Below are 15,481 nucleotides of genomic sequence, written 5' to 3'. Positions count from 1 at the left end.
TCGCTGCGCGCCGGCCGCCCGGACAACATCAACGTATGGCACGCCGTGTCACCTGACAAGGCACTGCGTGCCAACAATTTCACTCAGATGCAATCTGCCCGTCACGGATGAGCGATGATCGATCGAAATGGCCCCTGAACTGGGCGAACGCAAGGAGGGCCGCCCCCGGAAACCGGGGGCGGCCCTCCTCGTGGAACGTGCTCAGGCGCCCTTGAGCGCCTCCTGGATCGTGCGCATGACCTCGTCGAGCGGGGCGTCCGTCCGGGCCACGGCGACCACCACGTCACCCGCCGCGGAGACCCGGGCGGCCGGCGCCGCCTCGGCCTGCTGGGAAGGGGCCGGGCGGCCCGCGCCTATGCCCGTGCCGAAGGTCTCCCGGACGATCGCGAAGGCATGGTCGAGCTGCGCCTCCACGTCCCCCTGGCCGCCCGCGCGCAGCCAGCGGCGCAGCACGTGGTTGTGGGCGGTGACGACCGCCGACGCGGCGACCTCCGCCAGCAGCGGGTCGTCGTTGCCGTCGTGATGGTCGCCCTCGTCGAAGTGCTCCAGCAGATAGCGGGTGAACAGCCGCTCGTAGCGGGCCACCGAGGCGATCTCGCGCTCCCGCAGCGTCGGCACCTCACGGGTGAGCCGGTAGCGCTCCACGGAGACCGCGGGCGACCCCGCGTACATCTTCATGACTTCCTTGATGCCCCGGCACACCGTGTCGAGCGGGTGCTCGTGCGGCGGGGCGGCGTTCAGGACCGCCTCCGCCCGCACCAGCGTGTCGTCGTGGTCGGGGAAGATCGCCTCTTCCTTGGAGCGGAAGTGACGGAAGAAGGTCCGCCGCGCGACCCCGGCCGTGGCCGCGATCTCGTCGACCGTGGTGGCCTCGTATCCCTTGGTGGCGAAGAGCTCCATCGCCGCCGTGGCGAGTTCCCGGCGCATCTTGAGCCGCTGTGCGGCGGCGCGGGTGCCCGCCGCGCTCTCCGGAGCGTCGGACGTGGACGTGGCACGGGGTGTCTTCGCGGCCTTGGGCATGGTCCGAACGTACTGCATCGCCGTGGGAGTGTGCCCAGGTGGGGGCGGGGAGCCCCCCGGGGCACCGACGGTGCCCGGGGAGCTCAGCAGACCGCCCCAGCCGGCCTGACGGGGCTCAGCGTCGGGCATATTCGCGGAAGCCGCGACCCGTCTTGCGGCCCAGGCAGCCCGCCGCCACCAGGTGCTCCAGGAGCGGAGCCGGGGCGAGGCCCGGGTCGCGGAACTCGCGGTGCAGGACCTGCTCGATCGCGAGCGAGACGTCCAGGCCGACCACGTCGAGCAGCTCGAACGGGCCCATCGGGTAGCCGCCGCCGAGCTTCATCGCCGCGTCGATGTCGTCCAGCGTGGCGTAGTGGTCCTGGACCATCTTGATCGCGTTGTTCAGGTACGGGAAGAGCAGCGCGTTCACGATGAACCCGGCCCGGTCGCCGCAGTCCACCGGGTGCTTGCGGATCTTCGTGGTGACCTCGCGGACCGTGGCGTGGACGTCGTCGGCGGTCAGGACCGTACGGACGATCTCGACCAGCTTCATCGCCGGAGCCGGGTTGAAGAAGTGCATGCCGATGACGTCCTGCGGGCGCGTGGTGGCGCGGGCACAGGCCACGACCGGCAGCGAGGAGGTCGTGGTGGCGAGCACCGCACCCGGCTTGCAGATCTTGTCGAGCCGCGCGAACAGCTCCTGCTTGATCTCCAGGTCCTCGGCGACCGCCTCGACGGCCAGGTCGACCTCGGCGAAGGCGTCGAGCGTGCCCGCCGCGGTGATCAGGGCCAGCGTGGTGTCACGGGCCTCGCCCGTCATCCGGCCCTTGTCGACGGAGCGGGCCAGCGACTTCGCGATGCGGGCCTTGGCCGTGTCCGCCTTCTCCTGCGAGCGGGCGGCGAGGACGACCTCGTAGCCCGCCTTGGCGAAGACCTCGGCGATGCCGGACGCCATCGTGCCCGAGCCGGCGACGCCGACCGAGCGGACCTCGCGGGCCGCGCCGGCCTCGGCGGAGGCAGAGGGGGTCAGCGCGTCGCCCACCACCTCGCCCGAGCCCGGAGCCTCGTACGTGTAGAAGCCGCGGCCCGCCTTGCGGCCGGTCAGGCCGGCCTCGCTGAGCTGCTTGAGGATCGGGGCGGGGGCGTGCAGGCGATCGTGCGAGGAGGCGTACATGGCCTCCAGGACCGTACGGGCCGTGTCCACGCCGATCAGGTCGAGCAGCGCCAGCGGCCCCATGGGCAGGCCGCAGCCCAGCTTCATCGCCGCGTCGATGTCCTCGCGGGAGGCGTACTTGGCCTCGTACATGGCGGCGGCCTGGTTCAGGTAGCCGAAGAGCAGCCCGTCCGCGATGAAGCCCGCCCGGTCGCCGACCGCCACCGGCTCCTTGCCGAGGTCCTCGGCGAGCCGGGTGACGGCGTCGACGGCCCGCGGGTCGGTCAGGACGGAGGAGACCACCTCGACCAGCTTCATGGCCTGGACCGGGGCGAAGAAGTGCAGGCCCAGCACCCGCTCGGGGTGGGCCGAGTCGGCGGCGAGCCGGGTGACCGAGAGCGCGTTGGTGCCCGTGGCCAGGATCGTGCCGGGGCGGACGATCGCGTCGAGGGCCCGGAACACCTCCTGCTTGGCCTCGTACGACTCGGGCACGACCTCGATCACGAGGTCGGCCTCGGCGGCCGCCTGGAGGTCGGAGAAGGTACGGAAGCGGGCCAGGGCGTCCTGCCGCTCCTCCTCGGTGATCCGCTCACGGGCCACCGCGCGGGCGGTGGAGGTCTCCAGGGCGGCGACGGCCCGGGCGGCGGCCGTGTCGCTGATGTCGATGCCGATGACCTCGCGGCCGGCCCGGACGAGAACGTCTGCGATACCCGCGCCCATGGTGCCGAGACCGACGACGGCGATGGTGGAGAGAGGGGTGTCCATCAGGGGACTCCAGGGAGGAAGAGTGACGACTGAGGGCAGTGCGTGGAATGTGAGAGATCGGGTGCGGCTGAGCGTGCGGTGCGCACGCGAGGGGTGCCGCCGAGTCGCGCGAGGAAGAAAGCGCGAGAACGCCCGGGAAAAGGCTGTGCCCGGTGAAAGGGGAGACGGACCCTGTCCCGGGTCACGTCGAAAACTGCCGAACCGACGAACAACACAACGGCTGCGTCACCAGGCCGTTGTGCGAAGTGCGGGTGGTGGCCCGCTCACCTGAGACTAACCGGCCGGTAACGAGCGCGCCAGCCCCGGGAAGTTGACGGCGATGTGATCTGGATCGCGGATAGGCTCGGTTTCATGGAATACGCCGAGGATCCGGAATTCTGCTCGATGATCGATCGATTGCGTGACGAGATCGAGAATGACACCGGAGAAGTCCCGGACGCATTCCGCCACCTCGCGGAAACCGGTGATCCCGAGGAACTGCACCGCGTGCTCACCGCCCCCGGACAGCCGCTCTGGGCCCGCGAGATCGCCGCCTACGGGCTCGGGGTCGCCGGCGACCCCCGCGCCTTCGAGGCGCTCGTCCTCCTCCTCAACCACCGGGACCCCGAGCGCTGCGTCACCGCCGCCCACGCCCTGACCCGGCTCGGCGACCCGCGCACCGCGCGCGCCGCCGCCACCCTCGCGACCAACGAACTCCGCGTCGCCTACGCCCTCCTGCCGGTCCGGCTGCTCGCCGCCCTCCGGGCGCCCGAGTCCGTGCCGGCGCTGATCACCGTCCTCGAACGGCGACTTCCGGCCGACGACCCCCACTGGCGGGTCGGACTCGCCTGCGTCGAGGGTCTCGGCGCGCTCGGCGACCCCATGGCCCGCCCCGCGCTGGAAGCCGCCCTCCCGCACCCCAGGCTCGGTGCCGCCGCCGAACGCTCACTGGCCCGGCTCGGCCCGGTGGACTGACCGGACGGTGCTCCTCGGGGGCGTGGGGACAGCGCGACCGGGCGGGCACGGCCGTCGGATCTCCGGCCCCCCGCGGGCGGAAGAGGAGCGTGCCCGTCAGCGGAGCGGACGGAGCTCCGCCCCCGCTTCGCCGGACGGCGTCGCCGCCCGCTCCGGGACGAGGGCGAACGCCTCGATCTCCACCAGCAGTTCCGGCCGGACCAGCGCCGACACCTGGACCGCGGAGCTGGCCGGGAGCGGCGCCCCCGCGAAGGCGGCGTCCCGCGCGTCCCGTACCGCCGGGAGGTGGGCCACGTCCGTGACGAAGTAGGTCAGCTTCACCACGTCCCCGAACCCGGCGCCGGCCGCCGCGAGGCAGCGGTCCAGATTCGCGAAGACCTGGCGGGCCTGTGCCGCCGCATCGCCCTCGCCGACCACGGAGCCGTCGGCGTCGAACGCGCACTGCCCGGATATCGCGACGAACCGGCCGGTGCCCCAGACGACGTGGCTGTACTGGGGGCTGGGCGCGAGACCGTCGGGGGCGGGGACGTGAGTGAGGTGGCTCGTCATGTCCCACATCCTCGCCCATGCCACTGACAGTGCCCGCGACCCGGGGGTCGCGGGCACTGTCGGCCGTGGGGTCGGGCGTCTCAGCGCACGTGGCCGAGGAACCCGTGCAGCGCGACCCCGGCCGGCTCCGCCCGCTGGGCGCCGGCCCGCTTGCCGCTGTTCTCGCTCCGGTCGCTCTGGTCGCTCTTGTCGGTCTCCTCGGCCTTCTCGGCCGTGTCGGTCTTCTCGCTCTTCTTCGCGGCCGGGGCCACGGGCTCGGGCTCCGGCTCCGGGAGCGCGGCGCAGACCGCGTCGACCTCGGCGTCGCCCTCGGCGCGCGGGACCTTGCCGGTGGCGAGATAGGTGGCCAGGTGGTCGTCGAGGCAGTCGTTGCCGCCGAGGGTCACCCCGTGGTTGCCGCCGCCCTCCTCGACGACCAGGCTGGAGCCGCGGACGAGCCGGTGCAGGGCGACCCCGCCCTCGTACGGCGTCGCCGCGTCGTCCGTGGCCTGGAGGATGAGGACCGGCGGGACCTGGTCGTTGCTCACCTCAGGCGGGGTCAGCGGCTCCACCGGCCAGAACGCGCAGGGTGCGTTGTACCAGGCGTTGTTCCAGGTCGAGAAGGGCGCCTTGGCGTGCACGTCCCAGTTGTCCTTGCGCCAGACGTTCCAGTCGCGGGGCCACCCCGCGTCCCGGCACTGCACGCTCGTGTAGACCGAGTAGCCGTTGTCCGCGGCCGCGTCGGCCTCGCCGTACCGCTCGTACGCCTCCTTCAGCGGCGCCGGGTCGCCGTCGTTGACGTACGCGGAGAAGGCGTTCGCCAGGCGGGGCCAGTAGCCGTCGTAGTACCCGCCGGGCAGGAAGGTGTCCTCCAGCTCGCCCGGCCCGACCTTCCCGCCCGCCGGGGTCTCGCGCAGCGCGTCCCGCATCCGGTACCAGGCCGCCTCGACCGCCGCCGGGTCGGTGCCCAGCCTGTAGACCGCGTCCTGGCGGGCCACCCAGGCCATGAAGTCCTTGTGGCGGGTGTCGAAGGCGTAGTCCTGGGCGATGTTGTCCTCGTACCAGACGCCGTGCGGGTTGACGACGGAGTCCAGCGCCATCCGGCGCACCCGGTCCGGGTACAGCCGCGCGTACACCGCGCCGAGGTAGGTGCCGTACGAGTATCCGAGGTAGTTGACCTGCGGGGCCCCGAGCGCGCCGCGGATGGCGTCCAGGTCCCGCGCGGTGCTGACGGTGTCGATGTACGGCAGCACGTCGGCGTACTTCCTGCCGCATGCCTCGGCGAAGGACCGCGCCCGCGCGACCCCCGCCCGCTCGGCCTCGGCCCCGGTCGGCACCGAGTCGGCGCGGACCGGCGCGAAGTGGCCGGGCTTGCAGTCGAGCGCGGGCTCGCTCTTGCCGACCCCGCGCGGGTCGAAGCCGATCACGTCGTACTCGGCGGCCACCTTCGGGGGCAGCGACGCCGCCACGTACCCGGCCATGCCGCGCCCGCTGCCGCCGGGCCCGCCCGGATTCACGAGCAGGGGGCCCTGGAAGGTCCTCGCGGTGTGCGGGACCCGGGTGAGCGCGAGCGTGATGCTCCGCCCGGCCGGGTCGTCGTGGTTCAGCGGCACCTTCAGGGTGGCGCACTGGAGCTTCGGATAGGTCTTGGTGGCGCAGCCGGTCCAGGTGAGTCGCGGCAGCGGGCGGGGGGTCGGTTCGCCGGCGCCCGCGGGAGCGGCGGGCAGGACGGTGACCGTCCCGGCGACCAGCGCTCCAGCGGCGATCAGCATTCCTGCGCGTGGGGTCATAGGGCCTTTGTGTCCCGCCGGGGACGTGAAAGGACCTGTTTCGGCGAGAGTTGACCCGAACAGAGGAGGATCCGACGGCGTGTCAGGCGACCGGTCCGATGATCGGAGCGGAAACGCGGAGCCGAGTGGTCAGAGCAGGGTGAGCTGTTCCGGAGCGGCCGCGACGGCAGGGTCCTCCGGTACGGGAATCCGGCGCGGCGCGCCCCGGTGGGCGGGACCGATGCCGAACTCCGCCGCCAGCTCGTGCACCTGACGGGTGATCCGGCGCTGGTACCAGGTCGGCGCGTAGGCCCCGGCCGCGTACATCCGGTTGAGGATCGAGCGGGCCCGCACCTCGTGGAAGGTGATGCCGCGGAACTCCGGGGTGTCGAAGGTGCGGGTGGTGACCGCGTCCGCATCGAACAGGGCGATGTCGGCGGGTGCGGCCGGGCTGCCCGGGGTGTCGCCCAGATTGTCCCAGCGCATGGACGCCTCCTCGGTAGCGGCTTCGACCGTGCGCCCAGAATAGAACACCTGTTCCCTTGATCGTTGCAACCCGGATTTCGCCCCCCGCACCCCACGTGGTTCGCTTGGCCCACACCCCCGAGGAACCACAAGCTGGAGGAAGTCAATGGCGCAGGTCGAGGCCACCACGGAACGGATCATCGCCGCGGACGCGGAGACGGTGTTCGACGCGCTGGCCGACTACAGCGGCACGCGCGCGAAGCTGCTCCCCGAGCACTTCAGCGAGTACGAGGTGCGCGAGGGCGGCGACGGCGAGGGCACCCTGGTCCACTGGAAGCTCCAGGCCACCAGCAAGCGCGTCCGCGACTGCCTCCTGGAGGTCAGTGAGCCCACCGACGGACAGCTCGTCGAGAAGGACCGCAACTCCTCCATGGTCACCACCTGGACCGTGACCCCCGCCGGCGAGGGCAAGTCCCGCGCCGTCGTCACCACCGTATGGAACGGCGCCGGCGGCATCGGCGGCTTCTTCGAGAAGACCTTCGCGCCCAAGGGCCTCGGCCGGATCTACGACGCCGTCCTCGCCAAGCTGGCGGACGAGGTCGAGAAGTAACGCCCTGGGCGTTCACCGATTCGAGTGGATCGCCCGCGCCCCCGCACCGGAGCCCCCGCGCACCGAGGGGGCGCGGGCCTTCTCGTAAACGCGCTGATGAGCGACCCAAGTGCGCCGTAACGCCGGGGCGTTCGCGCCCCGGAGCGCCACCTGTCGCCCGTACCGCCCGACTTGCTCCCTCTTCGCGCCCAATGCGAAGAATGGCGCGGCGCAGACGCCGTGACGAGGGGAGCAGGTCCGTGGGTGCGATCACCATCGTGAAGGACGTCGAGGAGGGCGCGGAACCGCTCGCCGCGGACGGCCCGCACACCGACCTCGCACCGCCCCCGGACCCCGGCCCGGCCGCCCTCGACCCCCGCCGCGTCCGGCTCGTCTTCTGCGGCCTCATGCTCGCGCTGCTCCTCGCCGCGCTGGAGCAGATGATCGTCGCCACGGCCCTGCCGAAGATCGTCGGCGAACTCCAGGGCCTGGACCGGATGTCCTGGGCGATCACCGCCTACCTGCTGACCTCCACCATCGGCCTGCCGGTCTACGGGAAGCTGGGCGACCTCCTCGGCCGCAAGAGCGTCTTCCTCTTCGCCATCGTCGTCTTCGTCATCGGCTCCGGCCTGGCCGGCTGGTCCCGGACCATGGACCAGCTCATCGCCTTCCGCGCCCTCCAGGGCGCCGGCGCGGGCGGGCTCATGATCGGCGTCCAGGCGATCATCGCCGACATCGTCCCCGCCCGGGAGCGCGGCCGGTACATGGGCCTGATCGGCGCCGCCTTCGGCCTCGCCTCCGTCGCCGGCCCCCTCCTCGGCGGCTTCTTCACCGACCACGTCTCCTGGCGCTGGTGCTTCTACTTCAACGTGCCGTTCGGCCTGGTCACCCTCGCCGTCGTCGCCGCCGTCCTCAAGCTGCCCAAACCCACGGCACGCGCGCGCTTCGACGTCCTCGGCGCCCTGCTCCTCGCCGCCGCCTCCACCTGCCTGGTCCTGCTGACCAGCTGGGGCGGCACCGAGTACGCCTGGGACTCCCGGGTCGTCCTCGCCCTGGCCTGCGGAGCCGCCGGAACGACCCTGCTGTTCCTGGTCGTCGAGCACTTCGCGCCCGAACCCCTCATCCCGCTCCGGCTCTTCCGCGACTCCGTCTTCACCGTCACCGCCCTCGTCGGCGCCGTCGTCGGCATCGCGCTCTTCGGTGCCGCCAGCTACCTCCCCAGCTTCCTGCAGATGGTCGAGGGCGCCAGCGCCACCGAATCGGGCCTCCTGATGCTGCCGCTCATGGGCGGCATCGTCATCGCCTCCGTCGTCTCCGGCCAGCTCATCAGCCGCACCGGCCACTACAAGATCTATCCGGTGGTCGGCGGAGCCGTCTCCGTCCTCGGCATGTGGCTGCTCTCCCGCATGGACACGGACACCCCGCGCCTCCAGCACAGCCTCTGGCAGGCCGTCCTCGGCACCGGCATCGGCCTGGTCATGCCGGTACTCGTGCTCGCCGTGCAGAACTCCGTACGCCCCGCCGACCTCGGCACCGCCACCAGCGCCCACAACTACTTCCGGCAGATCGGCGGCAGCATCGGCGCCGCGGTCTTCGGCACCCTCTTCGCCTCCCGGCTCGACGACGCCCTGGGCGACCGGCTCGCCGGCGTCCTCTCCGGCGGCGGCGCGGCCCTGCCGCCCGCCGAGTCCCTCACCCCGCAGACGGTGCACACCCTGCCGCCCGTGCTCCGCGACGCGTACGTCCAGGCGTACGCGGACGCGATGCCGCGCATCTTCCTCTACCTCGTGCCGGTCCTCGCGCTCGGCCTCGTCCTCGCCTTCTTCCTCAAGGAGAAACCGCTGGTGTCCCACCACAGCCCCCTCACCGAGGCCACCGAGGCCCACGACTTCGGCGCCGCCCAGGCCGTCCCGCACGCCCGCCACGCCGCCCCGAACCAGGCGGCCCCGGTCCCCGCCGCCCCGCAGCACTCCGGAGTGCCGGTCTGCGGCACCGTCCAGCACCACGACGGCAGCCGGGTGCCCCGCGCCGCCCTCACCCTCATCGACGTCCAGGGGCGGCAGGTCGGCCGCGGCGCGAGCGGCGAGGACGGCCGGTACGCGCTGAGCGTCCCCGGCGGCGGCGCGTACGTCCTCATCGCGGCGGCCGGCGGACACCAGCCCCAGGCGGTGTCCGTCACCGTCGGCGACCGGCCGGTCGAGCTCGACGTCGTCCTCGGCGGCGCCGGGCGGCTCGCGGGCAGCGTCGTCACGGCCGACGGCACGCCGGTACGGGACGCGGCCGTCACCCTCACCGACGTACGCGGCGAGGTCGTCGCCTCGACCCGCAGCGGACGCGAGGGCGGGTACGTCATCAGCGAGCTCGTCGCGGGCGAGTACACACTCGCCGCCAGCGCCCCCGCCTTCCGCCCCGCCGCGCTCCCGGTGAGCGTCCAGTCCTCCCGGGAGACTCGCCAGGACATCGAACTGGCCGGCGGCGCGGTGCTGCGCGGCACGGTGCGCGGCGGCGGCGGGCGACCCGTCGAGGACGCCCGGGTCACCCTGCTCGACGCCGCGGGCAACGTCGTCGACACCCTCACCACCGGTGCCGACGGCGCCTTCCGCTTCGTCGACCTGTCCTCCGGCGAGTACACGGTCATCGCCGCCGGGTACCCGCCCGTCGCCACCGTCCTCCAGATGGCCGGCGGCGGCCGCACCGAGCGCGACCTCCAGCTCGGCCACCAGGACTGAGGCCCACGCGGCCGGCGGCCGGGGCGGTGGGGGCCCGTCGGGAGCGGTCCTCGGAAGGCCGTCCTCGGGAGGCGTTCCTCAGGAGGCGTTCCTCAGGGGGTGGTCGTCGCCTTGCGCAGCGCGCTGATGCAGGTGCCGATCGCCTCCTGGAGGGCTTCGAGGCGCTGGAGCATGTCGGCCTCGTAGATGTCCTCCTCCATCACCTCGTCCAGGGTCAGCTCCTCGAAGACCTTCGTCGCCTTCTGCAGGCTGTTGTAGAACTTCGTCCGCCGCTCCTGGACGCGCAGCGCCGGGTCCTCCTCGACCGCCTTGGCGACCAGGCCCTTCACCGCGTCGTACGCCTCACCGGCCCACTCGCCCGCCTCCTCCGAGTCGTCGAGCTCGTCGAGGAGCGAGAGGTGCCGCTCGGCCTCGGCGCGCAGCTCGGCCGGCGCCTCCACGGTCTGCCCGGCAGGGGTCTTGATCTGGCCGTTCTCGACGATCTGGCGCACGTACCCGATGCGGTCGGCCGCCTTCGCCTCGCTCGCCACCGCCTTCTTCAGGTCGTCGGTGCGCGCGATGGCCCGGGCCATCTCCGTCTGGAGCGCCGGGTCCTCCTTCATCCGGTCGAGGAGCGCGCCGCGGGCGGCCTCCGCCGTACCCGGGTCCGCGAGGATCGCGGCCCGAAGCGCCGTCGGGTTCTCGGCGACCTCCAGGGCCTTCGTCGGCCGGATGCCCTCCGCCTCGGCCGCGGCGGTGATCGCCTGGCCGCGCACCGAGGACGCGCTGTTGCGAGAGGTGTAGTACGACAGCCAGACGTCCGCTTCCGGCAGCTCGATGTCGGCGCCCGGCACCAGGACCTCGAACTGCGGGACCAGGCCGTCGTCCGCCGCCATGTCCCAGGCCCTGTAGTACCGCATGACCCGCTCCGGCGAGCACCCCGCCAGCCGGGCGAACGCCTTCGCGGAGACCTTCGTCCGCGCCGTCCCCTCGGCGGCCTGGCCGCCGGGCCGCACGCTCCGGGCCACCTTGAGCGCGAAGGCCCAGCCGCCGGTCCGCGCGTACACGCCGAAGTCATGGGCGTCACGGACGACGACGGGGTCGTGCTCCTCGTCGGCGTGGCCGTCCGTGTCGGCCTCGTCGTCCCCGTCCTGTACGGCCTGCGGCTCGGACGCCGACGGCTCCCAGAACTCCGGCTCCTCCGCCATGACGGGCACGACGGAGTCGGCGGAGTCGGCGGGCTCGGCGGGCTCGGCGGGCACGAACGACCCGGACGCGAGGGACGCGACGGACTCGACGGGCGCGGTTTCGGACGGGGTGAAGGCGATGGTCACCGAGAGCTCTCCGGAAGGTCGGGTGCGACAACTGCGGCCGACAGCCTATACGCACCCGTTGACGATGTTTCGCCCTATTCGGACCCGCGTTAAATCGCTGGCGGGACCTGCGCCCCGGTGGGCAGCATGCCCCCATGACTCACGGAATCGAGCTCCACCGCGCGCGTTGAGCGCCTCCCACGAGCGCCCGACGCTCGCACCCTCCCTGTACGCGTACGCCCGGGACCTCCGGACCGCCGAACCCGACGCGCCCCTGCCCAGGGGCGGGTACGCGCTGCCCGAGACGGCCCGCGCACCGGCGCCCCGAGACGTTCGCCGCACCTATCGCGAGACCTGTACGGCCGTCACCGAGGCCCTCGCCCCGCTGATCGCCGACGCCGACACGGGGCGTGCGGCCGCCGAGGTCCCCCGCGCGCTCGCCTCGACGGGCGTCCCCGACCGCACCGTCTTCGCCGCCGTCGCCGAACGTCCGACGCCCGGCGGAGCCGTCGCCGAAGCCCGGGCCAGGGACCTCGGCCGTCGTCTGACCCGCGAGGGGACGACCACCGTCACCGTGGCCGCCGGGCTCGGACTCCTCTGCCGGCTCGGAGAGCCCGAGGACGTGCCGTACCTGCGCGTCCTCGGGCTCCTCGACGGGCTCGCCATGGCCGTCGTGAAGACACTGACACCCCTGGACCGGAAGTCCGCCGCCGTGGTGTGGCTGGTCCACCGGGCCCGGGCGGCGGCCCTGCGGGGACTCGTCGACGCGCTGGCCGCCGGTGACGAGGCCGCCGCCCACGACCTGCTGCCGGAGCTGCCGACCGCACCCCGGGAGACGGGTCCCGAGCAGGCGCGCCGCATCGCCGAGGCCGTCGGCCTGTCGGAGCTCCTCCGGCGGCGGCCGGACCACTCCGGGCACCTCGCGGCGGCGCTGCGCCTGCTCACCCGCATGTGCAGCGGCCGCGGCTACGAATCCGAGATCCTCGCGTACGACGAAGCCGTGGACCTCTGCGAAGCGGTGGCCGCCCGCGCCCACGAGCTGCCGCCGCTCCTCGACCACCGGGCCCTCCTGGTCTCACTCGCCGTCGCCCTGCACAGCGGCGCCGCCCACCTCCTGCCCTGGCCGCCCGGCCGCCGCCGGGCGGTGATCGCCACGCTCCTGGCAGCCGTCGGGGAGCCCGGCACCCCTCCAGACCGGGAAGGGCGCCGCAGGGCCGACTGGATCCGCCGCACGGTACGGCAGCTCCGCGAGGCCGCGCCCTCGGCGCCCTCGGGGTCTCCCCGCCTGCGGATCGAGGTGGCCGTCGCCGACCCCGGCGACCCGGACGTCGTCGAGACCCGCTTCCTCGTCAACGGCCGCCCCCTCGTCCCGGCCGCCTTCGGCCGCGGGCCGGGCGACCCGCCCGAGCGGCTCCTCGACAGCGGCGTCCTGCGGGCCGGTCCCGAACCCCGGGAGGTACGGCTTGCCGAGGCGTACTGCACCGAGGGCTGCTGCGGCGCCCTGTACGTCACCGTGCGGCGCGAGGGCGCGCACGTCGTCTGGGACGGCTGGCAGCGGCCGTGCGCACCGCCGGGACTCCCGCCGTTGCCCGACGCCCACCGCTTCGACGCCGAGGCGTACGACACCGAGGTCGCCCGCGCCGAGCAGGACCGGAGCTGGACCTGGCCGGCCCGCCGGACCGCCCGGCTGATCAGCGCGGGGCTGCGCGAGCGGCCCGAGCTGCTCGCCCGGTGGGGGCTCGGGAGGGGATGGATCTCCACCGACTTCCCCGCACCGGACACCACCGTGGTCACCTTCGACGGGCCGCCCGTGACCGCCGACGGCACCCCCGAAACGGAGCAGCCCGCCCGCCAGTACCTGTGGCGGATCCCGGACGACGGCACCCCGCCCGAGCAGCAGGCCGCCGCCGCGCTGCGCCGGCTGGCGGAGGAGGATCCCAGGACGTATCCGGAACCGTCCGGATGAGCCGTACCGCCGTCCGGCGGGCGTCATTGGTCCACTCCAACGGAGGTTATCCACAGGGGTGGTAGGGCCGCCGGGCGGCGCGTACGGTGCCAGACATGAAGATCCTCATCAGCGCCGACATGGAGGGCGCGACCGGTGTGACCTGGCCCGCCGACGTACTGCCCGGCACGCCCCAGTGGGAGCGGTGCCGCGCGATGTTCACCTCCGACGTGAACGCCGCCGTGCTCGGCTTCTTCGACGGCGGCGCCGACGAGGTCCTCATCAACGAAGCGCACTCGTCCATGCGGAACCTGCTCCTGGAGCGGCTCGACGAGCGCGCCGAGATGCTCACCGGCCGCCACAAGGCCCTCTCCATGGTCGAGGGCGTGCAACACGGGGATGTCGACGGCATCGCCTTCGTCGGCTACCACACGGGCGCCGGCGCCGAGGGCGTCCTCGCCCACACCTACCTCGCCAACTCCATCACGGGTGTCTGGCTCGACGGCGAGCGGGCGAGCGAGGGCGTGCTCAACGCCCATGTGGTCGCCGAGTACGGCGTGCCGGTCGTCCTCGTCACCGGGGACGACCTCACCTGCGAGGACGCCCTGGGGTACGCGCCCGAGGCGCCCAAGGTCGCCGTCAAGGACCACGTCTCGCGGTACGCGGCGGTGTGCCGCCCCCCGGCCAGGACAGCCGCCGACATCCGGGAGGCGGCGAAGGCCGCCGCCGCGCTCGCCGTCCGGCACGAGCCGGTCCGCGGCGGACCCTTCACCGTGGAGCTGGAGTTCGACGCCGAGCATCTGGGCGCGGCCGCCACGGTGGTTCCCGGCGTGGCGCGGAGCGGCGAGCGGCGCGTCTCCTATACGAGCGCGACGATGTACGAGGCAATTCGGACGTTCAAGGCGGTCACGACCATCGTCTCGGCCGCGGTGGAGGAGCAGTATGGCTGAGGAGGTCCGGGGACCGGACGCGACGGCGCTCGACGAGGTGGTCACCTTCACCTCCGAGCTCATCCGCATCGACACCACCAACCGCGGCGGCGGCGACTGCCGGGAGCGGCCCGCCGCCGAGTACGTCGCCGAACGGCTCGCCGCCGCCGGCATCGAACCCACCCTCCTGGAGCGGACCCCCGGCCGCACCAACGTGGTGGCCCGCATTCCCGGCACCGAGCCCTCGGCCGAGGCGCTCCTCGTCCACGGCCACCTGGACGTCGTCCCCGCCGACCCCGCCGAATGGTCCGTGCACCCGTTCTCCGGCGAGGTCCGCGACGGCCTCGTGTGGGGGCGCGGCGCCGTCGACATGAAGAACATGGACGCGATGGTCCTGGCCGCCGTCCGCTCCTGGGCCCGCCAGGGCGTCCGGCCGCGCCGCGACATCGTCCTGGCGTACACCGCGGACGAGGAGGCCAGCGCCGAGGACGGCTCCGGCTTCCTCGCCGACCGGCACGCGGACCTGTTCGAGGGCTGCACGGAGGGCATCAGCGAGTCCGGCGCGTTCAGCTTCCACCCCACGCCCGGCACGACCCTCTACCCGATCGCGGCGGGGGAGCGCGGCACCGCCTGGCTCAAGCTGACCGCCCACGGCCGGGCCGGTCACGGCTCCAAGGTGAACACGGCGAACGCGGTCACCCGCCTCGCCTCCGCCGTCGCCCGGATCGGCGCGCACACCTGGCCCGTGCGGCTCACCGCGACCGTCCGTGCCGCACTCACCGAACTGGCCGCGCTGTACGGCATCGACATCGACACCGAAGCGCCCGATCTCGACGTCGACCTGCTCCTGGACAAGCTCGGCCCCGCCGCGGCGCTCGTCGAGCCGACCGTCCGCAACAGCGCCAACCCGACGATGCTGCACGCCGGCTACAAGGTGAACGTGATCCCCGGCCAGGCCGTCGCCCACATCGACGGGCGGATGCTGCCGGGCACCGAGGAGGAGTTCGCCGCGACCATGGACCTGCTCACCGGGCCGGACGTGACCTGGGAGTTCCACCACCGCGAGGTGCCCCTGGAGGCGCCGGTCGACTCGCCGACCTTCGCCAAACTGCGGGCCGCCGTCGAGCGCTTCGACCCGTCCGGGCACGTCGTGCCGTACACGATGTCCGGCGGCACCGACGCGAAGCAGTTCTCCCGGCTCGGGATCACCGGCTACGGCTTCTCGCCGCTCCGGCTCCCCCCGGACCTCGACTACGGCGCGCTGTTCCACGGCGTCGACGAACGCGTCCCGGTCGACGCCCTGCACTTCGGTGTCCGGGTGCTCGACCACTATCTGCGGTCCGCGTAGGCGGAGGAGACGGACC

12 protein-coding genes and 1 pseudogene are annotated in these 15,481 nt (G+C 73.2%); 6 read left to right on the top strand and 7 right to left on the bottom strand.

Annotated features, from left to right (window positions below; all coding sequences use genetic code 11):
- Nucleotides 1-201: 201 nt before the first annotated feature.
- The 3 genes from ACFVZH_RS06735 to ACFVZH_RS06725 form a co-directional block, all read right to left on the bottom strand.
- A complete protein-coding gene (locus tag ACFVZH_RS06735; protein ID WP_384893945.1) occupies nt 202-1,020 on the bottom strand; it encodes a TetR family transcriptional regulator in 819 nt (272 codons plus the stop codon).
- 115 nt (nt 1,021-1,135) lie between these two features.
- Nucleotides 1,136-2,917, bottom strand: coding sequence for a 3-hydroxyacyl-CoA dehydrogenase family protein (locus ACFVZH_RS06730; protein ID WP_384893943.1), 1,782 nt, complete (start codon nt 2,915-2,917; stop codon nt 1,136-1,138).
- A gap of 273 nt (nt 2,918-3,190) precedes the next feature.
- The gene (locus tag ACFVZH_RS06725; protein ID WP_384894296.1) at nt 3,191-3,400 is read right to left on the bottom strand and encodes a hypothetical protein; all 210 of its coding nucleotides are present in this window, start codon (nt 3,398-3,400) and stop codon (nt 3,191-3,193) included.
- Here ACFVZH_RS06725 and ACFVZH_RS06720 point away from each other — a divergent pair.
- The gene (locus ACFVZH_RS06720) at nt 3,302-3,871 is read left to right on the top strand and encodes a HEAT repeat domain-containing protein (protein WP_384894281.1); all 570 of its coding nucleotides are present in this window, start codon (nt 3,302-3,304) and stop codon (nt 3,869-3,871) included. The genes ACFVZH_RS06725 and ACFVZH_RS06720 overlap by 99 nt on opposite strands.
- 96 nt (nt 3,872-3,967) lie before the next feature.
- On the opposite strand, the gene ACFVZH_RS06715 is transcribed toward ACFVZH_RS06720, so the two are convergent.
- The 3 genes and pseudogenes from ACFVZH_RS06715 to ACFVZH_RS06705 form a co-directional block, all read right to left on the bottom strand.
- Nucleotides 3,968-4,420 (bottom strand): RidA family protein, encoded by a 453-nt coding sequence (locus ACFVZH_RS06715; RefSeq protein WP_384893941.1) that lies wholly within the window; start codon nt 4,418-4,420, stop codon nt 3,968-3,970.
- A gap of 80 nt (nt 4,421-4,500) precedes the next feature.
- Nucleotides 4,501-6,189 carry an alpha/beta hydrolase gene (locus ACFVZH_RS06710; RefSeq protein ID WP_384893939.1) on the bottom strand — a complete coding sequence of 563 codons (1,689 nt, stop codon included), beginning with the start codon at nt 6,187-6,189 and terminating at the stop codon, nt 4,501-4,503.
- A 129-nt stretch (nt 6,190-6,318) separates the two neighbouring features.
- Nucleotides 6,319-6,498 (bottom strand): annotated as a pseudogene (locus ACFVZH_RS06705) (radical SAM protein); the annotation flags it as partial.
- A 301-nt stretch (nt 6,499-6,799) separates the two neighbouring features.
- On the opposite strand from ACFVZH_RS06705, the gene ACFVZH_RS06700 reads away from it, so the two are divergent.
- Nucleotides 6,800-7,243, top strand: coding sequence for an SRPBCC family protein (locus tag ACFVZH_RS06700; protein WP_384883262.1), 444 nt, complete (start codon nt 6,800-6,802; stop codon nt 7,241-7,243).
- A gap of 239 nt (nt 7,244-7,482) precedes the next feature.
- Entirely contained in the window at nt 7,483-9,951 is a 2,469-nt protein-coding gene (locus ACFVZH_RS06695) for an MFS transporter (protein WP_384893938.1), read from the top strand.
- A 92-nt stretch (nt 9,952-10,043) separates the two neighbouring features.
- On the opposite strand, the gene ACFVZH_RS06690 is transcribed toward ACFVZH_RS06695, so the two are convergent.
- On the bottom strand, nt 10,044-11,264 hold the full coding sequence (locus ACFVZH_RS06690; RefSeq protein WP_384893936.1) for a hypothetical protein: 1,221 nt from the start codon (nt 11,262-11,264) through the stop codon (nt 10,044-10,046).
- A 166-nt stretch (nt 11,265-11,430) separates the two neighbouring features.
- Between ACFVZH_RS06690 and ACFVZH_RS06685 the strand changes: the two genes are divergently transcribed.
- The 3 genes from ACFVZH_RS06685 (at nt 11,431) to ACFVZH_RS06675 (ending at nt 15,465) form a co-directional block, all read left to right on the top strand.
- On the top strand, nt 11,431-13,209 hold the full coding sequence (locus tag ACFVZH_RS06685) for a hypothetical protein (protein WP_384893934.1): 1,779 nt from the start codon (nt 11,431-11,433) through the stop codon (nt 13,207-13,209).
- Nucleotides 13,210-13,304: 95 nt separating this feature from the next.
- Nucleotides 13,305-14,138 (top strand): M55 family metallopeptidase, encoded by an 834-nt coding sequence (locus ACFVZH_RS06680; RefSeq protein ID WP_384893932.1) that lies wholly within the window; start codon nt 13,305-13,307, stop codon nt 14,136-14,138.
- Nucleotides 14,131-15,465 (top strand): M20/M25/M40 family metallo-hydrolase, encoded by a 1,335-nt coding sequence (locus ACFVZH_RS06675; RefSeq protein WP_384893930.1) that lies wholly within the window; start codon nt 14,131-14,133, stop codon nt 15,463-15,465. Before ACFVZH_RS06680 ends, ACFVZH_RS06675 begins: the two co-directional genes overlap by 8 nt.
- Nucleotides 15,466-15,481: the final 16 nt, after the last annotated feature.

It is taken from the genome of Streptomyces sp. NPDC059534 (genome assembly GCF_042743475.1).
GTDB lineage: Bacteria > Actinomycetota > Actinomycetes > Streptomycetales > Streptomycetaceae > Streptomyces.
The sequence above is the reverse complement of the archived record's forward strand: the minus strand, read 5'-3'. Positions and strand labels throughout refer to the sequence as shown.